The 23252-nt window shown below is 56.4% G+C and carries 27 protein-coding genes and 1 tRNA gene; 14 read left to right on the forward strand and 14 right to left on the reverse strand.

Translation table 11 applies throughout. The features are described 5' to 3' along the window. Nucleotides 1-127: 127 nt before the first annotated feature. A complete protein-coding gene (locus tag PH7735_RS07045; protein ID WP_058310559.1) occupies nt 128-439 on the forward strand; it encodes a hypothetical protein in 312 nt (103 codons plus the stop codon). Nucleotides 440-514: 75 nt separating this feature from the next. On the opposite strand, the gene PH7735_RS07050 is transcribed toward PH7735_RS07045, so the two are convergent. From PH7735_RS07050 to PH7735_RS07060, 3 genes are read right to left on the reverse strand one after another with little or no spacing between them, the layout of a single operon-like run. Next, nucleotides 515-922, reverse strand: coding sequence for an SRPBCC family protein (locus PH7735_RS07050; RefSeq protein ID WP_058310560.1), 408 nt, complete (start codon nt 920-922; stop codon nt 515-517). Beyond that, nucleotides 915-1241 (reverse strand): metalloregulator ArsR/SmtB family transcription factor, encoded by a 327-nt coding sequence (locus PH7735_RS07055; RefSeq protein WP_058310561.1) that lies wholly within the window; start codon nt 1239-1241, stop codon nt 915-917. Before PH7735_RS07055 ends, PH7735_RS07050 begins: the two co-directional genes overlap by 8 nt. Nucleotides 1242-1266: 25 nt before the next feature. Next, the gene (locus tag PH7735_RS07060) at nt 1267-1725 is read right to left on the reverse strand and encodes an SRPBCC domain-containing protein (RefSeq protein WP_058310562.1); all 459 of its coding nucleotides are present in this window, start codon (nt 1723-1725) and stop codon (nt 1267-1269) included. 396 nt (nt 1726-2121) lie between these two features. Here PH7735_RS07060 and PH7735_RS07065 point away from each other — a divergent pair, with 396 nt between their 5' ends. After that, entirely contained in the window at nt 2122-2574 is a 453-nt protein-coding gene (locus PH7735_RS07065; protein WP_058310563.1) for an MmcB family DNA repair protein, read from the forward strand. A 67-nt stretch (nt 2575-2641) separates the two neighbouring features. Here the strand turns inward: PH7735_RS07065 and PH7735_RS07070 are convergent, their stop codons facing one another. Beyond that, nucleotides 2642-2824, reverse strand: a complete 183-nt coding sequence (locus tag PH7735_RS07070) for a DUF6324 family protein (RefSeq protein ID WP_058311186.1) — start codon at nt 2822-2824, stop codon at nt 2642-2644. Between the two features lie 161 nt (nt 2825-2985). Here PH7735_RS07070 and PH7735_RS07075 point away from each other — a divergent pair. Beyond that, a tRNA-His gene (locus PH7735_RS07075) sits at nt 2986-3062 on the forward strand. A 78-nt stretch (nt 3063-3140) separates the two neighbouring features. Here the strand turns inward: PH7735_RS07075 and PH7735_RS07080 are convergent. Further along, the gene (locus PH7735_RS07080) at nt 3141-3434 is read right to left on the reverse strand and encodes a DUF6476 family protein (protein WP_058310564.1); all 294 of its coding nucleotides are present in this window, start codon (nt 3432-3434) and stop codon (nt 3141-3143) included. Between PH7735_RS07080 and PH7735_RS07085 the strand changes: the two genes are divergently transcribed. Continuing rightward, nucleotides 3433-4470, forward strand: coding sequence for an RluA family pseudouridine synthase (locus PH7735_RS07085; RefSeq protein WP_058310565.1), 1038 nt, complete (start codon nt 3433-3435; stop codon nt 4468-4470). The two genes, PH7735_RS07080 and PH7735_RS07085, sit on opposite strands and share 2 nt — an antisense overlap. Before the next feature lie 483 nt (nt 4471-4953). Here the strand turns inward: PH7735_RS07085 and PH7735_RS07095 are convergent, their stop codons facing one another. Both PH7735_RS07095 and PH7735_RS07100 read right to left on the reverse strand, forming a co-directional pair. Next, nucleotides 4954-5448 carry a hypothetical protein gene (locus PH7735_RS07095; protein ID WP_058310567.1) on the reverse strand — a complete coding sequence of 165 codons (495 nt, stop codon included), beginning with the start codon at nt 5446-5448 and terminating at the stop codon, nt 4954-4956. Nucleotides 5449-5624: 176 nt separating this feature from the next. After that, the gene (locus PH7735_RS07100; protein WP_158503196.1) at nt 5625-6146 is read right to left on the reverse strand and encodes a GNAT family N-acetyltransferase; all 522 of its coding nucleotides are present in this window, start codon (nt 6144-6146) and stop codon (nt 5625-5627) included. A gap of 261 nt (nt 6147-6407) precedes the next feature. Here PH7735_RS07100 and rpoH point away from each other — a divergent pair, with 261 nt between their 5' ends. Beyond that, a complete protein-coding gene (rpoH, locus tag PH7735_RS07105; RefSeq protein WP_058310569.1) occupies nt 6408-7304 on the forward strand; it encodes an RNA polymerase sigma factor RpoH in 897 nt (298 codons plus the stop codon). A 76-nt stretch (nt 7305-7380) separates the two neighbouring features. Here rpoH and PH7735_RS07110 read toward each other — a convergent pair whose 3' ends face one another. After that, nucleotides 7381-8553, reverse strand: a complete 1173-nt coding sequence (locus tag PH7735_RS07110; protein ID WP_058310570.1) for a dipeptidase — start codon at nt 8551-8553, stop codon at nt 7381-7383. 126 nt (nt 8554-8679) lie between these two features. Here PH7735_RS07110 and PH7735_RS07115 point away from each other — a divergent pair, with 126 nt between their 5' ends. Together PH7735_RS07115 and PH7735_RS07120 are read left to right on the forward strand one after the other, a co-directional pair. Then, entirely contained in the window at nt 8680-8949 is a 270-nt protein-coding gene (locus tag PH7735_RS07115) for a DksA/TraR family C4-type zinc finger protein (RefSeq protein WP_058310571.1), read from the forward strand. Nucleotides 8950-9213: 264 nt separating this feature from the next. Then, nucleotides 9214-9420, forward strand: coding sequence for a cold-shock protein (locus PH7735_RS07120; RefSeq protein ID WP_058310572.1), 207 nt, complete (start codon nt 9214-9216; stop codon nt 9418-9420). 84 nt (nt 9421-9504) lie between these two features. Here the strand turns inward: PH7735_RS07120 and PH7735_RS07125 are convergent, their stop codons facing one another. After that, on the reverse strand, nt 9505-11325 hold the full coding sequence (locus PH7735_RS07125) for a M3 family oligoendopeptidase (protein WP_058310573.1): 1821 nt from the start codon (nt 11323-11325) through the stop codon (nt 9505-9507). A 210-nt stretch (nt 11326-11535) separates the two neighbouring features. On the opposite strand from PH7735_RS07125, the gene PH7735_RS07130 reads away from it, so the two are divergent. After that, a complete protein-coding gene (locus PH7735_RS07130) occupies nt 11536-12363 on the forward strand; it encodes a fumarylacetoacetate hydrolase family protein (protein WP_058310574.1) in 828 nt (275 codons plus the stop codon). A gap of 64 nt (nt 12364-12427) precedes the next feature. Here the strand turns inward: PH7735_RS07130 and PH7735_RS07135 are convergent, their stop codons facing one another. Together PH7735_RS07135 and PH7735_RS07140 are read right to left on the reverse strand one after the other, a co-directional pair. Beyond that, complete coding sequence (locus PH7735_RS07135) at nt 12428-13399, reverse strand: alpha/beta hydrolase (protein ID WP_145865278.1); 972 nt, start codon at nt 13397-13399, stop codon at nt 12428-12430. Continuing rightward, nucleotides 13399-13689, reverse strand: coding sequence for an SCP2 sterol-binding domain-containing protein (locus PH7735_RS07140; RefSeq protein WP_058310575.1), 291 nt, complete (start codon nt 13687-13689; stop codon nt 13399-13401). The genes PH7735_RS07135 and PH7735_RS07140 overlap by 1 nt, the downstream gene beginning before the upstream one ends. Before the next feature lie 114 nt (nt 13690-13803). On the opposite strand from PH7735_RS07140, the gene PH7735_RS07145 reads away from it, so the two are divergent. The 5 genes from PH7735_RS07145 to PH7735_RS07165 all read left to right on the forward strand — a co-directional run bounded on the left by PH7735_RS07145 (nt 13804) and on the right by PH7735_RS07165 (nt 18742). Beyond that, nucleotides 13804-14316 (forward strand): tetratricopeptide repeat protein, encoded by a 513-nt coding sequence (locus PH7735_RS07145; protein WP_233488277.1) that lies wholly within the window; start codon nt 13804-13806, stop codon nt 14314-14316. Between the two features lie 16 nt (nt 14317-14332). After that, entirely contained in the window at nt 14333-17128 is a 2796-nt protein-coding gene (locus tag PH7735_RS07150) for a helicase-related protein (protein WP_058310576.1), read from the forward strand. Between the two features lie 50 nt (nt 17129-17178). After that, nucleotides 17179-17553, forward strand: coding sequence for an RNA-binding S4 domain-containing protein (locus PH7735_RS07155; protein ID WP_058311189.1), 375 nt, complete (start codon nt 17179-17181; stop codon nt 17551-17553). 54 nt (nt 17554-17607) lie between these two features. Continuing rightward, nucleotides 17608-17946 carry a ferredoxin FdxA gene (fdxA, locus tag PH7735_RS07160; protein ID WP_058310577.1) on the forward strand — a complete coding sequence of 113 codons (339 nt, stop codon included), beginning with the start codon at nt 17608-17610 and terminating at the stop codon, nt 17944-17946. Nucleotides 17947-18223: 277 nt separating this feature from the next. After that, nucleotides 18224-18742, forward strand: coding sequence for a CarD family transcriptional regulator (locus tag PH7735_RS07165; protein WP_058310578.1), 519 nt, complete (start codon nt 18224-18226; stop codon nt 18740-18742). Nucleotides 18743-18856: 114 nt separating this feature from the next. On the opposite strand, the gene cobS is transcribed toward PH7735_RS07165, so the two are convergent. Next, entirely contained in the window at nt 18857-19627 is a 771-nt protein-coding gene (cobS, locus tag PH7735_RS07170; RefSeq protein ID WP_058310579.1) for an adenosylcobinamide-GDP ribazoletransferase, read from the reverse strand. 83 nt (nt 19628-19710) lie between these two features. Here cobS and cobT point away from each other — a divergent pair, with 83 nt between their 5' ends. Next, entirely contained in the window at nt 19711-20721 is a 1011-nt protein-coding gene (gene cobT / locus PH7735_RS07175; RefSeq protein WP_058310580.1) for a nicotinate-nucleotide--dimethylbenzimidazole phosphoribosyltransferase, read from the forward strand. Between the two features lie 50 nt (nt 20722-20771). Here the strand turns inward: cobT and PH7735_RS07180 are convergent, their stop codons facing one another. Next, entirely contained in the window at nt 20772-22643 is a 1872-nt protein-coding gene (locus PH7735_RS07180) for a monovalent cation:proton antiporter-2 (CPA2) family protein (protein ID WP_058310581.1), read from the reverse strand. A gap of 24 nt (nt 22644-22667) precedes the next feature. Continuing rightward, nucleotides 22668-23123 carry an Lrp/AsnC family transcriptional regulator gene (locus PH7735_RS07185; RefSeq protein WP_058310582.1) on the reverse strand — a complete coding sequence of 152 codons (456 nt, stop codon included), beginning with the start codon at nt 23121-23123 and terminating at the stop codon, nt 22668-22670. Between the last annotated feature and the right edge of the window lie 129 nt (nt 23124-23252).

Here is a 23252-nt window from a genome sequence, read left to right on the forward strand (position 1 = left end):
GGGGTTTGCAAGCTTAGTAATGCAGCTGTGTTGCGATTGTTTGGGGGCGGGACGTGAAAAATCTGCGATTGCGCTTGCCATATGCGAAGGTCGGCATATCATTGGGGTCAGATTAGGGAGATCTCAAATGCCCAAACTGATCCGTCTTTACATCACTCAAGTCATCGCAGGCTTTGGCCTGTCCGCCATATTTGTCGGGCTGCTGTTGTACTTTAATGTCGGCAACCTTTGGCATCTGGTCACCTCGACATCGGGCGGCGCAATCGCAGTTGTCATGCTGTTCATGTCCAACGGGATTGTTTTCGCAGGTGTTCAGTTTTCCATCACAATCATGCGTCTGGCCAAAGATGACACGCCGGGTGGGGGCAAGCGTGATGATTTGCCTATCATGCCGCGCCAGATGATTCCTGTGAAAGTCGAAGCAACCAAGCGTCGCTAGAGGCTGCACTCCAGAGAAGTGAAAAGCCGCCGGTTTTCGGCGGCTTCTTTGTATGTATTGGTTGGTTTTGGACGATTAGTCCATGTCGTGCAAATTCGCCAGAAACCCGTGCCAGCCTTTGTCGAGCGCCATAACCAGCCCATACCCATCGCTGCCTTCGGGCAGGCCGCTGTGGGCCAGCGACAGGCGTGTGCCGCCTGCGGTGTCTTCGAGGAACCATTCCACTGTCGTCATTGCGCCATTCAGGGGGCCAACGGTGAAAGACCATTTCATGTAATCGGTCGGGTCGGCCTTTTCGACGGTGCCCCAACACATCCTGTCGCCGTCCTTTTGGCTGGTCAGGACATAATCTTCCCCCTGCACCAGATCGTGTTGCGCGGGGTGGAACCACTTTCCCAACAGTTCGGCTTTGGACAGGAACTCCCATACACGTGACTTTGGGGCGGCAAGGAAAACGGATTTGCGTATTGTCGTGTCAGTCATCTGGGGTCTCCTGTTCAATGACAGATTTCAATGCGTCCAGGCGTGTGTCCCAGAAGCGGTCGAACCAGCCGAGCCAGTCCATCACAGGCCGCAAGGCCTGTGCATTCAATGAGTTGATGCGCTCGCGTCCTTCTGCGCGCACCGTGATCAACCCGCCATCAGACAGCATCACCAGATGCTTTTTGACGGCGGCGCGGGTCATGTCGAACTGGTCCGAAACTTCTGCGATCGTCATGTCACGATCGCCGAGAAGTCGCAGGATATCGCGGCGGGTGGGGTCGGCCAGTGCGCGAAAGGCCGGTTGCAAGTCGGGTGTCATGGTGGGCTCCTGTGCTTGCGCGGGATCAGCGTGTTTCCGGGGTAGGGGTTCCGCCGGACAAATGCGCCTTCAGGCTGGTTTCAAAGTAGGTTTGCCAGCCGCGACAGCAGACATCGTGACAGGCAAGGTGATCGGTTAACCCCTTGTGAGTTAGTGCAATATGCGTACCGTCCTGTGTCTCTTCTATCGACCAGATCAACTGCGTTCCTTGCCACTCCTCTGTGTCCGGAACACCGTCGATAATCATATGTGCATCGACACAACGCCAGTGCAGCTGGTCTTTGCCTTCAAAAACAAACCTCACATGGCTGTTCCCAAAGTAAACCGTGGCGCCGTCTTTGGTGCGGTCTACACGATGGCTCCACCAGTCTGTCATCTGGTCGAATATGGCCCGTCGTGCCAGATCAGCGGAAACAGGAACGAAAATGCGGGCGTGATAGTCGGGTTGCACCGACGTATCGGACTGGGAAAGGGTGTGCGACATGGTGCTCTCGAAGCTTGATGTGATACCTATTGGTTTCGCTTGATATGATACAAAAAGGTATCATGTCAACGCAAAGATTGAAGCGACATAGATTTGGCAGAACCGGAGAGGGGGGGAAGAAGTGGCGGGCCCGCAATCGCAGCCGTGGGGTTATCTCATTCCCGAGGACCTGTATGTACAGGTGGGCGCCAGGTAACCAGGCCAGGGCCAGGACAGAGCCAGCTCCCTCGGAATTATTTAAGGCCACCGGAATGCAACCGTAACACGTGAAGGGCAGAACCCGCCGTTGTTCTAGGTAAGCGGTGGCGCAGGGTTCGGCAAGAGCATGTCAGGATTTCTTTTCATCCATCCTTTGGAAGGCTTGATTTTTGTTCATGAATTGTTCACGTTGAGCCTATGTCAGATCTATTGCAACCCGGACAGCTTCTTGCACGCGGCGTATGCCGCCATCTGCGTGGTCACGGCTTTGTTTCTATTGAGGAATTTGTGCCTGACCGTGGATTGCGTGTCGACGTTATGGCGTTGGGCGCCAAAGGGGAACTGTGGGTCATCGAATGCAAGTCGAGCCGTGCCGATTTTCAAAGCGACTCAAAGTGGCAAGGTTACCTGGAGTGGTGTGACCGGTACTTCTGGGCCGTTGATACCGACTTTCCAACCGAACTTTTGCCGGCCGAGACGGGATTGATCATGGCGGATGCCTATGACGCGGAAATCATTCGCATGGGGCCGGAAGACAAATTGGCACCGGCGCGGCGCAAAAAGATGATCCAGAAGTTTGCAACAGACGCGGCGCGGCGCCTGCACAGGTTTCGGGATCCAAAGCTGATGGCGTTGCCCGAAGAGGATTAAACCGAAATTTTGCGGGGCCGATACAAGAACGCCCCCTGACTGGTTTTCTGCAAGTCGATTGTCCGCCTTAAACGTTACGGGCGCCTGCAACCGCTGCCAGAATTTCTTCGGCGATCTCTTCTGCTTCCTCGGGTGAAAAATCCATTGGAATTTCAATTCCGTCGGCTTCGATAAACAAGCGCACGAATCCCTTGTCGGTTGGCCCGATTTGCAGGTTGGCTTCGATCTCGCGTTCTGTGTTGATACCCATGGTGGTACTCCTCGTGTTGAGAAATCCGGTAACGTGAAACGCTGTCATTGGCAAGCACACCGCGTTTTGCACAACTGGGTCGACGGCGGACAAATAATCCGAAAAAAATCCGAAATAGATGCTTGCATTCATCTTCTGTGGGGGCTAAATCGCCTCTCAGTGCCGCCTTAGCTCAGTAGGTTAGAGCGCCTGATTGTGGATCAGGAGGTCCCCCGTTCGAGCCGGGGAGGTGGTACCACTTCACTCCATTCTTGTTTGATCGCGAAACCGCCCTTCGGCGGGATCACACAGTGTGGCGTGACTTTATCTTTAGATATCAGTCGATTTGCAGGGATTGCTTAAGCGCGCCGGTCACCTGGTCATAGATCAGGATGCGCTGGTCATCTGTCACAACAGCCCACCAACCCTGGCCGATTGTGATGGCGGTTGCACTGACACCATCGGGCAGGGTGATCTGTTCCGGCATTGTCGGACCATTGTCATTCAGGCGGATGACAATTAGGGCAACAACCACTACAAGCCCCACCATCATGATGCCTGTCAGTCCTGTGACGAGCAGGCGCAAAAACCGTAGATTGGCCGGTTCCACCGGTTCAGGAGTCTCTTCCATGGCCACAACCCTTGTGTCGTTCCAGATCAACGCTGATCCACCTGCGCGCCTTGATAAGGCGCTTTCGCGGGATGTGCCAGAAGAAGCCACGCTTTCACGCACGCGTCTGGCCAAGTTGATGGCGGATGGCTGTATTACGGTGAATGGCACCGTGGCCGAGAACCCCAAGGCAAAAGTTGCAGAGGGCGCGATGATCGAGATCACGGTGCCGGTTGCGGACGAATCCCATATCGGCCCCGAAGATATCCCGCTGGAGGTGGTTTATGAGGATGACGACCTGATCGTCATCAACAAACCCGCGGGCATGGTGGTGCATCCGGCCCCCGGAACGCCCAATGGCACGCTGGTTAATGCGCTTCTGCATCATTGCGGCGACAGCCTGTCTGGTGTGGGCGGGGTCCAGCGTCCGGGGATCGTGCACCGGATCGACAAGGAAACCTCGGGCCTGTTGGTGGTCGCCAAATCCGACAAGGCGCATCAGGGGCTGGCCGCACAGTTCGAAAAGCATACCGTCGAGCGGTATTATCAGGCGGTGGTTTACGGCGTGCCGGACGCCAACGATCCGCGTTTGCGGGGTGTGAAGGGCGTGAATTTTGAGTCCGGTAACATCATGCGTATCACCACGCATCTCGCCCGCCACAAGACGGATCGCCAGAAACAGGCAGTGTTGTTTCAGGGCGGGCGCCATGCGGTCACGCGTTCACGGATTGTCGAGGCTTTTGGCACACCACCTGTGGCGTCATTGATTGAATGCTGGCTGGAAACCGGCCGCACCCACCAGATCCGCGTGCACATGGCCCATGCCGGTCATGGGCTGGTCGGTGATCCTGTCTATGGCGGTCGTCGCAAGCTCGCCGAAAAGGCCATAGGTTTGGCCGGTATCGAGGCGGTCAAAGCCTTTCCCCGTCAGGCGCTGCACGCTGCCGTTCTGGGCTTTGAGCATCCAGTAACAGGCGAAAGCGTACGGTTCGAGGCGAAGCTGCCCGACGATATGCAGGCACTGATTGGGGCATTGGGTCAGGGCAAGGATGTGTAACCTTTGCAAGGGTTTTGACGCTCGAAGGCTCGCATTTGCCAGTACTCTCGTCGTTCTGGGCGCGATGCTGTCATCATGTACAGAGCCTGTTTCCGATCACGCAGAGGACAGCCCTGCCGACCGCATTGCGATTGGTATGAACGAAACGCAGATTATTAAAATCCTTGGCACACCCGATAGATCAACTTGGCCAGCAGACATTGCTTCTCTTAATGATGGGTGTGACAGTTACGCCTATTTGCATGAAAACCAAAAGTTTTTTCTGCACGTTTATTACAATTTAGGCGAGGTCGCCAAGATCACAGACGCGAACCCGCTGGTGTGCGCCATCCTTTAAGAAACGCAATAGTTGTCGGACTAAGCACTGCGCTTTTGAGGGCGTTCGTCCGCTTGGGCAGCCCCTGACCCTTGGTGGGGGTGAAGACCCCTCCCGTGGGGAGGGGCGGGGGCCGGCTGTATCAGGGATAGCGGGGGAGGGGAGCGTTAGTCTCCCAATGCAAATGTCGCGCCAAAGGCAAACAAGGCGCCGCTGTTGCCGTTGAAATCCGGCGCGGGCACGATCTGCATGAATGCGTTGCGATAGTTCACTTGCAGGGCGGGTAGGACGGCAAGGTTGGACCCGCCCAGCGTAACGTCAAAATGGCGTGCGTTGTCGCCATAATCCACAAAGCTCGCGACCGCACCCAGCGATACTTTGGCGCTGACATCCCAGAATTTTCCGACCGAGAACATGGGCGACACTTCTTCGTAACTGTTGAGAAGCGCGCCAACGCTGTAATCCAATGTGCCAAAACGGTCTTCCCAGGTGAAGATCAGGCCGGGATTGAATTCGTTCCAGCTGGTCTGGCCGGGATTGGGGGGCGTCAGGTTGTAATGATATGACGCCAGCGGCACATAAAGACGATCCGGGCGCAGGCCCTCTGCCGTGGCGGCGGTGGCTGACAGCATCCCCAAAAGGATCGCAGTTGCGGTTTTCATGGTGTTCTCCTGCCCGAAGAATAATTTTGACGTTTGTTTTTATGACAATGACCCTGACAGAGTTTCGAGGCACTGTTGAGGTGCGAATATGGCAAAACCGGTCTTTTCTGCGGGTCGTTGCCCCACTGTAACAATCAACGCCGGCTTATTCATCGCCAAGAGACATTCTTGGGCCGCTAAAGTGTGATCCGGTAAAATGTCAAATAGGGCAGCAGTTCTGGCAGAAGTTTTGCCGTGGCGCAGCCGTCATAGCCGCTGATTTCTTCGAAGCCGAGTTTTGCATAAAGACCGCGCATTTCGACATTTGCGCTGACCGTATCGACATAGAGTTCGGTCAAACCCATCTCGCGCGCGGCGTCGATCCGCAGTTGCACCAGCGCGCGCCCAAGGCCGGTGCCCCGCATTGAAGGCTTCACAAAAAGGCGTTTCAATTCGCCACGTGTCTGATCCATAACTTTGAGCGAGCCACAGCCGACAAAAGTGCCGTCTTCGGTGCTGGCTATATAAAGCCTGCCTTTGGGGGGCATAAAGCTGTCAATCTCTTGCCAGAACTCTTCAATTGCGTCGCCATCGCCGCTTGGATCTTTGCCGCCCATGTCAACAATACGCTGGATCATCAGGTCATAGTATTCGCCAAGCAGAGCATTCATGCGGTCTTTGTCAGGTGGTTCGTGGCAAAGCGTTATAGTGGGGGACATTGTCTGTTCCATCATGTGACCTGTTTCGCCACCAGCCTAGCAGATTGAAGGGACATGAGCGGTGAAAACGAAGGCAATTGCTTATATTTGTTCGGCTGTAATGCACAGCACATGCGCGTGATCGCGCTGTTACATGGCTGGAAATTCCACGCGGCAATATTCATACTAATTTAAAGAAATCGTGCGAGGGGTTCTTGAAACCCTGTTAGCGCCAACCTATCTGAATGTTAATCCTGATAACATTATAAGGGGGGACATGATATGAGTAACTATGCAAATTTGCCGGCCCCAACACCGGAAGGCGGACTGAACCGCTATATGCAGGAAATCCGTAAGTTCCCGTTGTTGGAACCGGAAGAGGAATACATGCTGGCCAAAGCCTGGGTCGAGAAAGAAGACACGGCTGCTGCGCATAAGATGGTTACCTCCCACCTGCGGCTCGCTGCGAAAATCGCCATGGGTTATCGTGGCTACGGCTTGCCGCAGGCTGAGGTCATCTCTGAAGCCAACGTCGGTCTGATGCAGGCGGTCAAACGGTTTGATCCCGAAAAGGGGTTCCGTCTCGCGACCTATGCCATGTGGTGGATCCGTGCCTCGATTCAGGAATATGTCCTGCGGTCGTGGTCGATGGTCAAGCTGGGCACAACGTCGGCACAGAAAAAGCTGTTCTTTAACCTTCGCAAGGCCAAGGCCCGTATTGGTGCGCTGGAAGATGGTGATCTGCGTCCCGAGAACGTCAAACGGATCGCAACCGATCTGGGCGTGACAGAAACCGAGGTCATCTCGATGAACCGTCGCCTGAGTGGCGGGGATGCGTCGCTGAATGCGCAGGTCGGCTCTGAAGGTGAAGGCACCATGGAGTGGCAGGACTGGCTGGAAGATGAAGATGCCAATCAGGCTGCGGACTATGAAGCCAAGGACGAGTTGGAAGCGCGTCGCGAACTGTTGGCCGAGGCGATGGATGTTTTGAACGATCGCGAGAAAGACATCCTTGTCCAGCGCCGTCTGTCTGAAAAGGCCGTGACGCTCGAAGATCTCAGCTCGCAATACAGCGTGAGCCGCGAACGCATCCGTCAGATCGAGGTGCGTGCCTTTGAAAAGCTGCAAAAACGCATGCGCGCGTTGGCTGCCGAAAAGGGCATGTTGGCCTCTGCCTGATCCGCATGACCGGAACGAAAAAGCCCCGCCTTTCCCGAAAGGTGGGGCTTTTTGTTTGGCGTGAGCAGACTTTTGTCTACTGCAACCGGTCCCGCAGAACGCGCACCAGATTTTCACCCATGACTTTGCGGATTTGAGCTTCTGAGAGGCCGGCATCCATCAATGCCTGCGTCAGCGCAGAGAGTTCCGACGTGTCAAAAGAGGTGCCCACCGACCCGTCAAAGTCTGACCCCAGGGACACGTGGTTTTCACCGACAACATCGATGGCGACCTTGATCGTTTTGGCGACACCTGCGGGGCTGTCATCACAGGTTACATCCGCCCAATAGCCGATGCCGATAACGCCTCCGGTGTTGGCGATGGCTTGCATCAGGTCATCTTCGAAATTCCGTTTCACCTGACAGTTCGAATAGATCCCCGTGTGGCTCACGATGAGGGGCATATCTGTCATCGCCAGAACATCACGTGCCACTTGCGGGCTTGAGTGGGCCAGATCAAGAACAAGATCACGCTCGGAAATGGCCTGAACAACGGACCGTCCAAAATCGGTCAAACCCTTGTTCCCGATGCCGTGCAAAGACCCGCCCAGATCGTTGTCAAAAAAGTGCTGCAGACCAATCACGCGATACCCTGCATCCTGAAGCCCCTGAAGGTTGTCCAGATTACCCTCCAGCGGGTGGGCGCCTTCGATGCCCAGCATGCCCCCGACAACCGTTTTTCCGGCGGCGCGATCTGCCAGAACACTTTCCAGTTCGGCGCGGGTGCGGATGATGCGCAGACGACCGTCAGCGTTTTCCTCGGCCTCGTGAAGGCGCGCGGCCTGATAGCGGGCGCGCTCGTAAAGCGAGCTCCACGTGTCGACCGGCCAAAGCTGTCCCATCGCCAGCAGGGTGATGTTATCCATCGCTTCGGAACTGTTTTCTTCATAATTCTGGCCAGCGGGTGATTTGGTTACGGCGGTAAACACCTGCAGGGCGACGTTGCCCTCGATCAGGCGGGGCAGGTCGACCTGACCGCGATCAGCCCGATCCAGCGGGTCGCGCTTCCACAAAAGCGTATCCGCATGCCAGTCCCCGACAAGCATATCAGCATGCAGTGCGGCCGCTTCGGGCGAGACGTCATAGGGGGCGTGCTCGGCCACCGTATTGCGCCCCTTTTCCAGATACCCAGGGGCAAAGATCAGGAACCCGACGATTGCAATGATCACAAGCAAGAGCAGCCGCCCCAGCCATTTTCCGAGTGTACGCATATGTCTCCCTCGCGTTTTTCCCAAAGAGTACCGAGGCAGGGCCTTTTGACAAAGCCTTACGTCGCGACCCCTTGCAAGCGCGCCAGCATCGTTTCAATCTGTGTGCCTTGCTGGATGGAGTGTAACATGGCTGGCGGATGGGCGCGCGATGGCGCGGTAAGTGAACAGATCGAAGCCACGATCAACGATGAACTGGCGCGGCTAAAGGCGCAGAAAGCCCCTGTCGGGGAGAGCCTGAAATACTGCGCCGAGTGTGAAGAGGAAATCCCCGAGGCCCGACGCAAGGCCGTTCCTGGGGTGAAGCTGTGCATCGACTGCATGCAGGACAAAGACGCGGCCTTCAAAGCGCGCGGGGGCATCAACCGGCGCGGATCAAAAGACAGCCAGTTGAAATGAATTTGGCTACGCATCGCAAAGTTGCGCAGGCCAATCCGGATGTCGAAACTAAAAATCTCTTGTTTTTCGGACCTTTCCGGCTGGTTTCTGCCGTTTTTTATAATTCGCCCTTGCAGCTTCGCGAAACCAAGCCCATATGAGGCGGGCTAAAGTTATTCTATTTCGTCCAACTGTCTCCCGATCTTCGGCGTTCAGTCTTTCGATTCAGACCGACCACGCCGGGCTGACGCACTTCCGCGGGCAGCAAATTCTAGGAGAGACAACATGGCCAATGGCACAGTAAAATGGTTCAACGCAACTAAAGGCTTCGGCTTCATCGCACCAGAAGGTGGAAGCAAAGATGTATTCGTACACATCTCTGCAGTTGAGCGTTCGGGCCTGACAGGTCTGGCTGACAACCAAGCGGTTACTTTCGACATCGAGCCCGGCCGTGACGGTCGCGAGTCGGCTGTTAACATCGCTCTGGCATAAGCCTTTCGAAGTCAAAAATCAGAAACGCGGCCCCGTTTGAGGGCCGCGTTTTTCGTTTCAGCGGTTAAAAAGTGAGCCCGAGGCTCACTCTTCCATCGCTTCCAGTTCGTCGATCATGTCTGAAATCATCGACAGACCCTTGTCCCAGAATTTGGGGTCAGAGGCGTCAAGGCCAAACGGCGCCAACAGTTCTTTGTGGTGCTTTGATCCGCCCGCTTTCAACATGTCGAAATACTTGTCCTCAAATCCTTCGTCGCCTTCGGCGTAAACCGCATAGAGCGCGTTCACGAGGCCGTCGCCAAACGCATAGGCGTAGACATAGAAGGGCGAGTGCACGAAGTGGGGGATATAGGCCCAGAACGTTTCGTAACCTTCCATAAAGTCAAACGCTTCACCAAGGCTTTGCGCCTGCACCGACATCCACAGAGTGTTGATATCATCGGGTGTAAGCTCGCCTTCACGACGTGCCGCGTGCAACTTGCATTCAAAGTCATAGAACGCGATCTGGCGCACAACCGTATTGATCATGTCTTCGACTTTGCCCGCCAGCAGGATCTTGCGCTGTTCTTGGGTTTCGGCCGAGTCCAGCATCTTGCGGAAGGTGAGCATTTCACCAAACACCGACGCGGTTTCGGCAAGTGTGAGCGGGGTGGACGACAGCATCTCGCCCTGTTCTGCCGCAAGAACCTGATGCACCCCATGGCCAAGCTCATGCGCGAGGGTCATCACGTCGCGTGGTTTTCCAAGGTAGTTCAGCATCACGTAAGGATGCACGTTGGTCACGGTCGGGTGGGCAAAGGCACCGGGGGCTTTTCCGGGTTTCACCGCCGCATCGATCCAGCCTTTGTCAAAGAAAGGCTCGGCCAGTTCACCCATGCGGGGATCAAACGCCGTATAGGCATCCATCACCATTTTGCGGGCTGTGGGCCAATCAACGGTTTTGGTGTCTTCCATCGGCAGGGGCGCGTTGCGGTCCCAGACCTGCATCCGATCCAGACCCAGCCATTTGCGCTTCAACTCGTAATAGCGGTGGCTCAGCTTGGGATAGGCCGCGACAACGGCGTCACGCAGGGCTTCGACCACTTCGGGTTCGACATCATTGGACAGGTGGCGACCGGTCTGCGCGGTGGGCATATTGCGCCAGCGATCCACAATTTCTTTTTCTTTCGCGGCCGTGTTGTGAACGCGGCTGAAGATCTTGATGTTTTCCTGAAAAACACGGGCCAGCTCGCGAGAGGCCATTTCGCGTTTGCTGCGATCCTGCTCTGTCAGGTAGTTGAGCGTTGCTTCGATATTGAGCTCCTGACCTTCGATGTTGAAGGTCAGGCCGGCAATGGTTTCATCAAACAGTCGTTCCCACGCGTCGCCAACAACACCCAAATCGTGCAGGAATTTCTCCAGCTCGTCCGAAAGCTGGTGCGGCTTCATTGCACGAATGCGGTCGAACACCGGCTTATAGCGGGCCAAGTCTGCGTTTTCTGCAAAAGCCGCGGCCAGTTGTTCATCATCCAGACGATTCAGTTCGAGCGTGAAGAACACCAGAGGTGTGGTAAAGTTTGTCAGGTCTTCCTGACAGTTCGACATGAATTGGGCGCGTTCGGCGTCCGTGGTCAGCTGATAGTACCGCAGCCCGGCATAGGACATGATGCGCCCTGAAACCTGACTGATCTTCTCGTTGCGCAGGACGCATTCCAGAAGGCCCGTCGCATCAAGGTCAGCCAGTTTGCCTTCATAGTCGGCTGCAAAGGCGGCGCATTCCTTTTCGAGGAACGCGAGGTCAGCTTCGAGTTCCGGAGCATCTTCGCCTGTGTACAGGTCGCTCAGGTCCCACTCGGGCAGATCGCCAAGATTGTCTGTGCCGTGGCTTGAATTGACGTCTCGAACGGGAAAGGGCAGGTCGCGCATTTAGGGCCTCTGAGTTGTCTGATTGCTTGAGAGACAGATAGGCAGAGGGGGGGGCGGGGTGCAAGAGGTGGCTCTGTGAAAACACGGGCTCTCCATGACTTGGGGGGGCTATTTGGCAAAGTAACAATGCCACGTTGTGCCCGAGGGTTGGGCTTTCCCCCAAATTCGCGATGCTCTAATCAAGGACAACAGTTCTGCGAGGAGATCGAAATGAAGTTTTTGCGTTATGGTGACATTGGTTCCGAGAAGCCCGGGGTTCTGGATGCCGACGGCGGCATTCGGGATCTGTCGGGTGTGGTAGATGACCTGTCTGGTGATGTTCTTGGGGCGTTGCCGGATGTTGATCCCACGACGCTGCCATTGGTCGAAGGATCCCCGCGGATCGGGGCGCCGGTCGGGCATGTCGGCAAATTTCTGTGCATTGGTTTGAACTATTCGGATCATGCGGCCGAAGCGGGCATGGATCTGCCCAAAGAGCCCATTCTGTTCATGAAAGCAACCAGCGCCATTGTTGGACCCAATGATCCTGTTTACCTGCCGCGCGGATCGCAAAAAGGTGATTGGGAGGTCGAGCTGGGCGTTGTGATCGGCAAGACCGCCAAATACGTGAGCGAAGCCGAGGCGCTGGATCATGTTGCGGGGTATTGCATCGCCAATGACGTGTCTGAACGGGCCTTTCAGACCGAACGGGGCGGGCAATGGACCAAAGGCAAAAGCTGTGACGGGTTCGGACCGATCGGGCCATGGCTGGTCACGCCCGATGAGGTGAAGGACCCCCAGAACCTTGACCTGTCGCTAAACCTGAACGGCGCACGCATGCAAACCGGTAACACGCAGTCGATGGTGTTCTCAGTGGCCCATATCATCGCTTATCTGTCGCAGATGATGACACTGCATCCCGGGGATGTGATCGCCACAGGCACGCCGCCCGGTGTTGGCATGGGGATGAAGCCGCCTGTTTATCTCAAGGCCGGCGATGTCATGGACCTCGAGATTGAAGGCTTGGGACACCAGCGCCAAGAAGTCTTTGCCGACTAAATCCAAAAGAAAAGCCCGAAATCCGGACGGAATTTCGGGCTTGTGACGTTTTGGTGTGTTGGTTTCAGGCCGAGGCGCGCTGTGCACCACCGTCGCCCAGATGCGCATCAAAGAAGGCAGCGGCGTTCGTGAAAACCCGATCACGGGTTTCGGGAACTTCCATCATGACTTCGTGTTCGCCATCTTTGACGATGTCCAAAGTGCCATTTGACCAGCCTTCCATCCGTTTGTGGATGCGGGCCGGGTCTACGATTTGCTCGCTGTCGCCCAAAAAGGTCAGGCAAGGCACATCAGGCGCAGGCATTTGCGACAGTTCCCGCATCTCGACCAGCGCTTCATGAAGCCAGTGCATTGACGGGCCTCCCAAAGCCAGATCCGGATAAGAGGTCACCTGATCCTGCATATAGCGGAACATCTCATTGTCGCGTGTCAGGGTATTGCCGTCAAACGGCTCTGCCAGAACATAGGTTTTGGATTTTGTTCCGGGGGCGAGCTTGTGTCCGATGCCCGTTTTCTTGCTGCCCCACGACATGGCCCATGCAGCGGGACGCATCAGGGACGACATCAAAATGCCCCACATAGGCGCGCTAAAGACGGCGGCGTTGACCGGCAGGCCGGACATCACGGCGCGCAGCCCGATGCATCCCCCCATCGAATGGCCGATCACGAAATAGGGCTTTGGCAGCTCAAGTTTCTCGGCCGCTTCAAGGACGGCGGCAATGTCTTTTTGATAGTCGGAAAATTCTTCGACATAGCCCGCAGCGCGATCATCGATCAGCCGATCCGCAAGCCCTTGTCCACGCCAGTCAATTGCCAGCATTGCATACCCGCGTTCGCCGAATTCACCGGCGGCGCGACCATATTTTTCGATGTATTCCGTGCGGCCGGGGAACATAAGAACTGTTCCCTTTTCATTGGCCGCACGCCAATGGGCCATACGGATTCGCACCCCGTCCGATGTCGTGAGCCAATGGGCGACTCCGGTGTCCGGTCCGTCAGCCACATCAGAATGAAACGGGGCAGGGTGCATTTCCATTAAGACAGAACTCCGCCCAGCTTCATGGCTTGGCCCATGTCGCCATCCACGGCCAGCTTGCCAGACATGAAGGCGGCTGTCGGGTTGGTTTCCCCTTCAAGGATCGACTGAAAGGTTTCTGCGTCTGCTGTCATGGTGACATCTGTTTCGTCGTCGCTTGCGCGGACACCTTCGGCGTCGATGACGATTGCGCCTTCACCTTCGATGACGAATTTGGCCGAGCCATCAAAGCTGTCGCCGCCAAGTTTTTCTGTCAGCGCAGTCACGGCTGCGTTTACGATATCGCTCATTAGTGAGTTCCTCCAGTTCAGGCGCATCTGGTAATTTGAAATGCGCGCGCTAATATCATTGTTGTTATGGGCATCTTGAATAGTTTTCTCAAACCTATCGTTGCGGCAGGCATCGTGGCAACCGCATATTTGCAACCGTTAGTTGCGAATGCTGCAGATATTGATGCTCTTATGCTTCAACTCAAGGACGCGGACCCTGCTGACGCGGCGCGGATCGCCGATGAAATTCAGCTTGAATGGAATAAATCCGGGTCGGCCAGTGCGGACTTTTTGCTAAAAAGAGGCCGAGAAGCACTGGAACGCGGAGAAGTCAGCGAAGCGATCGAACATCTTACGGCTTTGGTGGACCACGCGCCTGACTTTAGCGAAGGTTGGGTTATTCGGGCAGGGGCCTATTTCCACGCCGGGCTGCTTGGGCCCGCGATTCATGACCTCGAACAGGCCCTGCGCCTCAATCCGCAACACTTTGAAGCCATGATCGGTCTGGCCACTCTGTTTGAGATGATTGATCGCCCAAAAGACGCATATGAAGCCTACCGACAGGTCAAGGCTATACATCCCGCCCACCCCGACGTAACAGAGGCTTTGAAGCGACTCGAGCCTCAAGCGATCGGGCAAGAACTCTAAGCAACGGACGACTGACATGTCCTTACCGGGGCGGATTACGGCGGTCCTTGGGCCGACCAATACGGGGAAGACCCACTATGCGATTGAACGCATGCTGGGCTATCGCACTGGAATCATTGGATTGCCACTGCGCTTGCTGGCGCGTGAAGTGTATGACCGTATCGTCGCGGTACGTGGCCCGTCTGTTGTCGCGCTTGTCACCGGGGAAGAGCGTATCGTGCCCCCCCGAACACAGTATTGGGTCTGCACGGTCGAAGCGATGCCGGAGGGCATGGGCTGTGATTTTCTGGCAATCGATGAAATCCAGCTTTGTGCCGATCCCGAGCGGGGGCATGTCTTTACGGACCGGTTGCTCAGGGCGCGGGGCACACATGAAACGCTGTTTCTTGGCAGTGACACGATGCGCAGCACGATTTCGGCGTTGGTGCCCGAAGCAGGCTTCATGCGCCGCGAACGCATGTCGACCCTGTCCTATTCCGGAAGCCGCAAGATAAGCCGGATGCAGCCACGCTCGGCGCTGGTCGGGTTTTCGGTTGATAACGTCTATGCCATCGCAGAGCTGTTGCGCCGTCAAAAGGGCGGCGCGGCCGTTGTGATGGGCGCGCTCAGCCCGCGCACGCGAAATGCGCAGGTCGAGCTCTATCAGAACGGGGATGTCGATTATCTGGTGGCCACAGATGCCATCGGCATGGGGCTGAACCTTGATATCGACCACGTAGCGTTTTCCTCGACCGTCAAATTTGACGGGCGCCGGATGCGGGCCCTTGCCCCTAATGAGCTGGCCCAGATAGCGGGCAGGGCGGGACGCGGCATGAGCCACGGCACTTTCGGGGTCACTGGCGAAGCCCGTCCTTTGGCCGATGAGGTGGCAGAAGCCATCATGGAGCATCGCTTTACGCCGATCCGCAAATTGAACTGGCGCAACGCGCGGCTGGAATTCGGCACGCTGGACGCGTTGATCCGGTCTTTGGAAGTTCCGCCAAAGGATGAGCTGTTGGTCAAGGCACGCGAAGCCGATGATCTGATGGCACTGAAAACCATGCAGCAATCGGCAGAGGCGCGGGCGCGTGCCAGCGATGCCCAATCTGTCCGTTTGCTGTGGGATGTCTGCCGCATTCCAGATTTTCGGGGAATCAGCCACGCCGAGCATGCCAGCCTCATTGAAGGCATTTTTGGCTATCTGCATGAAAAAGGGCAGGTGCCGGATGATTGGATGGCCAGACAGGTCAAAAGGATCGACCGGATCGCGGGTGATATTGACACATTGTCCAAACGACTGGCTTATATTCGCACGTGGACATATGTCGCGCAGCGAAACGGCTGGGTAAATGACGAAAACCATTGGCGTGGAGAGACCCGCGCTGTAGAAGATCGCTTGTCAGATGCGTTACATGCAAAGCTGACAGAGAAATTTGTGGACCGGCGCACGTCCGTATTGTTGCGCCGGCTCAAACAGAAGGAGGCCCTTTTGGCCGAAGTGAATGAAAATGGTGAGGTGACCGTCGAAGGTGAATTCGTCGGTCGGCTCGAGGGGTTCCGTTTTATTGCGGACAAAGCGGCAACCGGACAGGAAGCCAAAACACTTAAGCAAGCCAGCCTTCAGGCATTGGCACCGCAATTCCATCTGCGGGCGGACCGGTTCTATAATGCGCCGGATACCGAGATCGACTTTACCGAGCAAGGCGGCCTGATGTGGGGCGAATTTGCGGTTGGTAAATTGGTTGCTGGCGCTGATGCGCTCAAGCCGAGTGTCGAAGTGTTTGTGGATGACGAAGCCGGTGCCGAAGTCACGCAAAAGGTACAACGCCGTTTGCAACACTTTATCGACCGCAAGGTCGCCGCGCTGTTTGAACCACTGTTGAACCTCGACCGCGATGAAGAACTGAACGGGCTGGCCCGCGGTTTTGCGTTCCGGATGGTCGAGAACATGGGCGTCTTGCCGCGCGGAGACGTGGCGCAAGAAGTCAAGGATCTGGATCAGGACGCACGTGGTGCCCTGCGAAAGCATGGCATTCGCTTTGGTCAGTTCACGATCTTCATGCCTTTGCTGCTGAAGCCCGCACCAACGCGTTTGCGTCTTGTGCTATGGTCCTTGGCAAACGGCCTTCAGGAATTCCCCGAAGCGCCGCCTCCCGGATTGGTGACCGTGCCTGCAGGGCAATCCCTGCCACAAGGGTATCACGCCATGTCCGGCTATCGGGCGGCGGGCGAACGGGCAATCCGGATCGATATGCTGGAACGTCTGGCGGATATGCTGCGCGTCGAAGACAGCCGCGGAGGCTTTGAAGCCAAGGCCGATATGCTGTCGATCACGGGCATGACGCTGGAACAGTTTGCTGATCTGATGCAGGGGTTGGGCTACAAGGCCGAAAAAGGCGAACGCGCCAAGGTAAAACAGGCCGCTGTTGCACCTGTTGCCGACGCGGACGCAGCCGAAGCCAGCGAAGATGCGGCTGCTGTTGCTGATGATGCGGCGGAAAAAACCGTTGAAGCAGAAGCGGTTGAACTCCCCGCTGCGGAACCCGAGGCCGAGGCTGCACCCGAGATTGAAGTGTTTTACACCTTCACCTGGGCCGGCAATCGCCAAGGAAATCGTGGCCCACGCCGCGAACGCGGAGGCCAGCCGCAGGGCGGCGGTCGTCGCGATCAGGGTGACAAGCCACGCGGCAAAGGCGGCAAGCCAAAGGGCAAAGGCCCGCGTCGTGACGCAGGACCCAAGCAGTTCCAGGCACGTCCACCGAAAAAAGAAAAAGCCATTGATCCCGACAACCCGTTTGCCGCTGCGCTTATGGGCCTGAAGGACAAAGGCTAGGTTTTATCTCCGGGCTGGCTGTGCTGGCCCGGAAGCACCCGGGTGTCTTTTTGAGCGAAGCTTCTCCCAAACAACGCCTTGATAAATGGTTGTGGCACGCGCGGTTCTTCAAGACCCGCACGCTGGCCGCCAAGGTGGTGAGTGGGGGGCATGTCCGTGTCAATTCGGGCAAGGTCGCCAAAGCCAGCCATGGGGTTGTTGTGGGCGACGTGCTCACCTTTCCTCAAGCCCGGGATATTCGGGTGATCCGGGTTGAAGGCTTCGCAGATCACCGTGGACCCGCCACGATCGCGCAAACGCTGTACGCCGATTTGAGCGAAGTCAAAGACAAAGTTCCCTACTCTCCGAGATATGAGGGAAAGGGGCGTCCAACTAAGCGAGATCGACGTAAACTCGATCTTAAACGCGGCGTCGAACTTGATTGATCTGGCCTACTGGATTAGGTCAATTGCTGAAAAAGTGTAAATGAGACTCGTCTAATGACCTATGTCGTTACTGATAACTGCATCGCCTGCAAATATACCGACTGCGTGGAAGTGTGCCCCGTAGACTGTTTCTATGAGGGGGAAAACACCCTCGTGATCCATCCGGATGAATGCATCGACTGTGGTGTATGTGAACCGGAATGCCCCGCAGATGCCATCCGCCCCGATACAGAGCCGGATATGGAAAAATGGGTCGATTTCAATCGCAAATATTCGGAAATCTGGCCTGTGATTATCTCCAAGAAAGACCCCATGCCAGACGCCGAAGAGCGCGATGGCGAAGAGGGCAAGATGGAGAAATACTTCTCTGAAGCGCCCGGCGAAGGCGGTTAAGACTGATTCGCGCGTTGAAATCCGCAAAATCCATGCGGAAATCTGCGCAAAACGTTGCAAAACAACGGAAATTTGCCTGATTTGAGCGCCCCTGCTTTAAAGGGGGCGTTTTTTATGTTATACTGTTGTTACAGACGAAATAACTGCCTGCATGCCATCCGGGTCGCCACACCCGCGGTGGTTTTTTTCGCCACAGGACGACCCGCACCGGGAAACACCATTCCCGTGCGTGTGGTTTTGTCTCGAAATATATCGGGCTCTCGTAAGGAAAGACTGCATGAGCAAAGCCAAGAAGAACGAATTTCGCCCCAACGACTATGTTGTGTATCCGGCCCACGGGGTTGGACAGATCGTTTCGATCGAAGAGCAAGAAGTCGCAGGGATGGAACTCGAACTGTTCGTGATCTCGTTCGAAAAAGACAAGATGACACTGCGTGTTCCGACCAACAAAGCCACCGAGATTGGCATGCGCGGCCTCAGCTCGCCCGATGTTGTGAATCAGGCGATGACGACCCTCAAGGGCAAGGCCAAGGTCAAACGGGCGATGTGGTCACGTCGTGCGCAGGAATACGAACAAAAGATCAACTCGGGTGATTTGATCGCGATTGCCGAAGTGGTGCGCGACCTGCACCGCACCGACGACCAGCGCGAGCAAAGCTATTCCGAGCGTCAGCTGTATGAAGCCGCGCTCGAGCGTTTGACCCGCGAAGTGTCTGCCGTCTCTGGCGGTGATGATGCCGCTGCATCCAAGCAGGTCGGCGATGTTCTGTTGTCGCGGGCACCTGCCGCGGCTTAATCGCCCCTTTGCGACAAAGCTTTTTAAAGGACCGTGCCCGTCGGGCGCGGTCTTTTTTGTTTCAAGGGAAAGATGTCTCGCGACTCTGCGCGGCCAGAAAAACGCAGCGCAGGCTTAGAGGGTCAAGGCACACAGCACCACAACTTCGCCGATCTGCTGTGTTGCGCCCAGAACATCACCGGTTTGGCCTTCGATCTTGGCCTTTGCAATTTTCGCGCATGCCAAAGCGGCCACAAACGCCATCGCCACTAGAAACAAACCTGTCACCCCCAGAAGCCCCACCGCCACTCCAAAGGCGAGGGCGCTTGCAATCACGCTGGTTGTCATAGACGCACGGCCCTGAGCGTGGGACAGGCCGGACCTGCGTGCATGGGGCAGGGCGCTCATCAAGGCCGGCATGGTGGCGCGGGACACCACAGCGGCGACCATCAGAGGGAGCGCCCAAACCAGCGGTTGCGTGGCTGCGTCACCTTGCGACAGGATCATCACCACAGCCGCCCATCGCGTTGCCAATGACAGGCACAGGGCAATGACCCCGTAGCTGCCGATCTGGCTGTCTTTCATGATCGCAAGGCGGCGGTCGCGATCCCATCCGCCCCAGAACCCGTCGGCGCAATCGGCCAATCCGTCTTCGTGCATGGCGCCGGTGAGGATGACCGTTGTGGCCAGAAATGCCAGTGCCGCAAAAACAGGTGACAGCCCCAGCGCCAAAAGACCCCATGTCGGCAGGGCCGCCAGCCCCGAAATGACGATCCCCACCAAAGGATAGGCCCAGGCCGCCCGCGCCCCGCGTTCAAAGCGCGCGCGAACAGGCAGGCGTGTCAGCAGGGCTAGTGCCGTGGCAATGTCCCCAATACGCAGGGGCGATGTGTCGTCCTTTGTCATGTCTGCGTCTTTTTCCTGCCTTGTGAGCGCTGCCCGATCAGGTAAACAACGCAAAAGCCCAAGATTCAACAGGAGCACCGACCATGTCCGCCACTTTTTCGACCCTAGACGAGTTCCGTGCCTTGCTGGCCGATGCCCCTCAGGTGGATTCCAAAGCAATGGGAGAGGCCGAAGAGCGCAATGGTCAGCTGACCAAACCTCCCGGAGCTCTGGGCCGGTTAGAAGACATGGCGATCTGGTATGCGGGCTGGCGCGGCAATCCGCGCCCATCAATCGAGGCGCCTCAGGTGATCGTGTTTGCGGGCAACCACGGTGTCACCGCCCAAGGCGTGTCGGCGTTCCCTGCCGAAGTGACCGAACAGATGGTTCTGAACTTCCAGCACGGCGGTGCGGCGATCAATCAACTCTCCAAAGCCGCAGGGGCCAGCATGGATGCCATTGCCCTGTCGCTGGACACACCCACGGCCGATTTTACCCAAGCCCCAGCAATGGACGACGCGGACGTTGTCAGAGCTTTGAAAACGGGATGGGATGCCGTCAGTGCTGACGCGGATCTGCTTGTTGTTGGTGAAATGGGCATCGGCAATACGACCTCTGCTGCGGCGATTGCAAATGCGCTTTATGGCGGTGCGGCGGAAGACTGGGTCGGGCGTGGCACGGGCGTGGACGATGCCGGTTTGGTCAACAAGGCGCGTGTCGTGCGCGAAGGTGTTGAAAAACACGCCGTAGGCGACGGTCTGGACACGTTGCAGCGTCTTGGCGGGCGCGAGCTGGCCGCGATGGCTGGCGCTATTGCACGGGCGCGTAGCCTGCGTATTCCGGTCATTATGGACGGGTTTATCTGTACTTCTGCTGCGGCAACGCTGGAGGCGACACAAAAGGGTGCCTTGGACCACGTGATTGCCGGACATGTCAGCGCGGAAGCCGCGCATGGGGCGGTTCTGGCGCAGCTTGGAAAAGAACCGATCCTGTCGCTGAACATGCGTCTTGGCGAAGGTTCGGGCGGCGCGCTGGCGATCAATATCCTGAAATCGGCAGTGGCCTGTCATTCCGGCATGGCAACATTCGCCGAGGCGGGCGTTTCAGACGCCTAAAACAACAGGGGCGCCTTTGATCTGGCGCCCCCGTCTGTGATCTTGTTGCCTTAGGCGGCGTCCTGCGAGTCTCCGTCCAGCAAGGCCAGCAGAGACACTTCCAGTTCTTTTTCCAACTCTTTCGCCCGCGCGATGTATTCCTGATTTTCCGACGCAGGTATGTCCGGATTCCACAGATCTGCGAGCTCTCTCAGGGTATAACGGTCGTGTTGGAAAAAGGCCTGTTCGGCCTGGGCGGCTTCGTATTCGTTTAAGCCGCTGTTTTCGAGAACATAACGACCGGCCCGCAACGACGAGTCAAACATTTCCCGAACAATGTCATTCGCACCCGCACGATAGAGTTGGTATACATGGTTCCGGTCATGCGCACGCGCCACGATGTGCAGGTCGGGATGCCCCCGACGCGCATGTTCGACCAGCTTTGTTGTGGCTTTGGGATCGTCCAGTGCTGCCACCAGAACGCGCGCTTCTCCGAGACCGGCAGCATGAAGCAATTCGGGGCGGGTCGGGTCTCCGAAAAAGCCCTTCACGCCAAAGCGCCGCATCAGTTCGATGGTGCGCATGTCATGATCCAGAACAACGGTCTTGTACCCCACCGAGCGCACAAGCCGATTGACGATTTGTCCAAACCGGCCAATGCCCGCGATGATGATAGGACCTTTTTCATCTATCTTGTCATCGGCTTGCTGGCTGCTGTCTCCGTCACCGATGCGCCGCGACAGGACATCATAAACGATAAACAGCAACGGCGTGATCAGCATGGAAAGCGCCACGACCAGCATCAGATGCTCGGCAAGATCTGCCGGCAGGACATTTTGCTGAAGTGAGAAAGAGATCAGGACAAAGCCAAATTCACCGGCCTGCGCCAACCCCAGCGTGAACAGTGCCTGATCGCGTCCACGCAGCCCCGAAACACGCCCGAGAATGAAAAGAATGACAGCCTTTACAAGCATGATCCCAAGAGTCACGCCAAGGATCGGAATTGGGTCGGCAAAGAAGCCGACAAAGTCGATTTGCGCGCCGACCGTGATAAAGAACAGGCCCAGCAACAACCCTTTGAAGGGTTCGATGTCACTTTCCAGTTCGTGCCGGAATTCGCTGTTGGCCAGCAACACGCCCGCAAGGAAGGTTCCAAGCGCCGGAGACAGGCCGACAAGGTTCATCAGGAACGCAATCCCCACAACGATCAGAAGGGCAAATGCGGTATACATTTCCCGCAGGTGCGCCGCATGAATGAACCGAAAGATCGGACGTACGAGGTACATCCCCGCCAGCACGATCGCACCGACCACGGCAAGGGTAACCAACGTAACACCCCAACCGGGCAATCCCTCGACAAGAGACATAGATCCGTGTGCCGACGCATGGTCCGGTTTTGCGATCGAACCGTCAGTGGAAATTTCCATCACAACCGGCATCGCCAGCAACGGCAACAACGCCAGCATGGGGATCACGGCAATGTCTTGCGTCAACAGGACCGAAAAGGCCGAACGCCCACCGCCGGTTTTCATCAGGTTCTTTTCTGACAATGTTTGCAAGACGATAGCCGTCGAAGATAACGCAAAAATCATGCCGACAGCGATGGAAATATTGGTCGTATATCCCAGAGAAAGCATGCCAATCATGACCGCCGCACCAGTGAGTGCGATCTGGCTGCCCCCAAGGCCCAACAGCTTGTGCCGCATCGCCCAAAGTGCACGTGGATCAAGCTCGAGACCGATCAGGAACAGCATCATCACCACGCCAAACTCGGCATAGTGCAACAGGCTCTCCGGTTGGCTAATCAGGCCCAGAACAGGGCCGATGATCACACCGGCCAGCAAATATCCCAGCACGGACCCCATGCCCAGCCGAGAGGCGATTGGCACGGCGATCACCGCTGCCAAAAGAAAAATCGTCGCTTGAAACAGAACTCCGTCCATCTGTCTTCCTTTTTGTGTCGACGATCAGGTCGGCAGGGGGGCATCACGTTTGAGTTGATCCATGACGATTTGGCTTTGAACCCGGCTCACAGCAGGATGTGGCAATAAAACTTCGTGGATCAAGGTATTAAGCGCACTGAGGTCGTCACAATATATCCTCAGCAGGTAATCTGCATCTCCGGTAAGCGTCCAGGCGCTGATCACTTCGGGGCGGGTGCTGACAAGGGACAGAAACGCGCGCCCGTGTTCAGGGCCGTGAACCCCCAAAGTGATCTGAACAAAAGCTTGTACATTCAGGCCCAGCTTTCCGGGGTCAAGCCGCGCGGTATAGGATTGAATATACCCCTCCGACTCGAGACGCTGGCGCCGGCGGCCTGCCTGGCTGGGAGAGAGGTTCAGAATCTCTCCGAGTTCTTGCGCGGTTAAATGCGCGTTTTTTTGCAAAGCGTCGAGCAAACGCTTGTCCATTTCATCCAGCATAGAGAAAATTCCGCATGATTTGGTGAATTCATGCGTATCATACGCATTTTTTGTAACGATTGCACGCCACTTTGCGCAAAATCCGTACATCCAAAGACATATATTAAAGGCAAGCGAACAATTAACATA

Origin of the sequence: Shimia thalassica, from assembly GCF_001458215.1 — a bacterium.
Lineage (GTDB): Bacteria > Pseudomonadota > Alphaproteobacteria > Rhodobacterales > Rhodobacteraceae > Shimia > Shimia thalassica.

What these genes read in the sequence shown, in the direction of transcription:
- PH7735_RS07070 (WP_058311186.1), bottom strand. Translation starts at nt 2,824, where the DNA reads ATGGGTATCAACACAGAACGCGAGATCGAAGCCAACCTGCAAATCGGG.
- PH7735_RS07045 (WP_058310559.1), top strand. Translation starts at nt 128, where the DNA reads ATGCCCAAACTGATCCGTCTTTACATCACTCAAGTCATCGCAGGCTTT.
- fdxA (WP_058310577.1), top strand. Translation starts at nt 17,608, where the DNA reads ATGACCTATGTCGTTACTGATAACTGCATCGCCTGCAAATATACCGAC.
- cobT (WP_058310580.1), top strand. Translation starts at nt 19,711, where the DNA reads ATGTCCGCCACTTTTTCGACCCTAGACGAGTTCCGTGCCTTGCTGGCC.
- PH7735_RS07150 (WP_058310576.1), top strand. Translation starts at nt 14,333, where the DNA reads ATGTCCTTACCGGGGCGGATTACGGCGGTCCTTGGGCCGACCAATACG.
- PH7735_RS07140 (WP_058310575.1), bottom strand. Translation starts at nt 13,689, where the DNA reads ATGAGCGATATCGTAAACGCAGCCGTGACTGCGCTGACAGAAAAACTT.
- cobS (WP_058310579.1), bottom strand. Translation starts at nt 19,627, where the DNA reads ATGACAAAGGACGACACATCGCCCCTGCGTATTGGGGACATTGCCACG.
- rpoH (WP_058310569.1), top strand. Translation starts at nt 6,408, where the DNA reads ATGAGTAACTATGCAAATTTGCCGGCCCCAACACCGGAAGGCGGACTG.
- PH7735_RS07060 (WP_058310562.1), bottom strand. Translation starts at nt 1,725, where the DNA reads ATGTCGCACACCCTTTCCCAGTCCGATACGTCGGTGCAACCCGACTAT.
- PH7735_RS07055 (WP_058310561.1), bottom strand. Translation starts at nt 1,241, where the DNA reads ATGACACCCGACTTGCAACCGGCCTTTCGCGCACTGGCCGACCCCACC.
- PH7735_RS07085 (WP_058310565.1), top strand. Translation starts at nt 3,433, where the DNA reads ATGGCCACAACCCTTGTGTCGTTCCAGATCAACGCTGATCCACCTGCG.
- PH7735_RS07050 (WP_058310560.1), bottom strand. Translation starts at nt 922, where the DNA reads ATGACTGACACGACAATACGCAAATCCGTTTTCCTTGCCGCCCCAAAG.
- PH7735_RS07080 (WP_058310564.1), bottom strand. Translation starts at nt 3,434, where the DNA reads ATGGAAGAGACTCCTGAACCGGTGGAACCGGCCAATCTACGGTTTTTG.
- PH7735_RS07135 (WP_145865278.1), bottom strand. Translation starts at nt 13,399, where the DNA reads ATGGAAATGCACCCTGCCCCGTTTCATTCTGATGTGGCTGACGGACCG.
- PH7735_RS07125 (WP_058310573.1), bottom strand. Translation starts at nt 11,325, where the DNA reads ATGCGCGACCTGCCCTTTCCCGTTCGAGACGTCAATTCAAGCCACGGC.
- PH7735_RS07115 (WP_058310571.1), top strand. Translation starts at nt 8,680, where the DNA reads ATGGCTGGCGGATGGGCGCGCGATGGCGCGGTAAGTGAACAGATCGAA.
- PH7735_RS07180 (WP_058310581.1), bottom strand. Translation starts at nt 22,643, where the DNA reads ATGGACGGAGTTCTGTTTCAAGCGACGATTTTTCTTTTGGCAGCGGTG.
- PH7735_RS07100 (WP_158503196.1), bottom strand. Translation starts at nt 6,146, where the DNA reads ATGTCCCCCACTATAACGCTTTGCCACGAACCACCTGACAAAGACCGC.
- PH7735_RS07065 (WP_058310563.1), top strand. Translation starts at nt 2,122, where the DNA reads ATGTCAGATCTATTGCAACCCGGACAGCTTCTTGCACGCGGCGTATGC.
- PH7735_RS07110 (WP_058310570.1), bottom strand. Translation starts at nt 8,553, where the DNA reads ATGCGTACACTCGGAAAATGGCTGGGGCGGCTGCTCTTGCTTGTGATC.
- PH7735_RS07185 (WP_058310582.1), bottom strand. Translation starts at nt 23,123, where the DNA reads ATGCTGGATGAAATGGACAAGCGTTTGCTCGACGCTTTGCAAAAAAAC.
- PH7735_RS07165 (WP_058310578.1), top strand. Translation starts at nt 18,224, where the DNA reads ATGAGCAAAGCCAAGAAGAACGAATTTCGCCCCAACGACTATGTTGTG.
- PH7735_RS07095 (WP_058310567.1), bottom strand. Translation starts at nt 5,448, where the DNA reads ATGAAAACCGCAACTGCGATCCTTTTGGGGATGCTGTCAGCCACCGCC.
- PH7735_RS07120 (WP_058310572.1), top strand. Translation starts at nt 9,214, where the DNA reads ATGGCCAATGGCACAGTAAAATGGTTCAACGCAACTAAAGGCTTCGGC.
- PH7735_RS07130 (WP_058310574.1), top strand. Translation starts at nt 11,536, where the DNA reads ATGAAGTTTTTGCGTTATGGTGACATTGGTTCCGAGAAGCCCGGGGTT.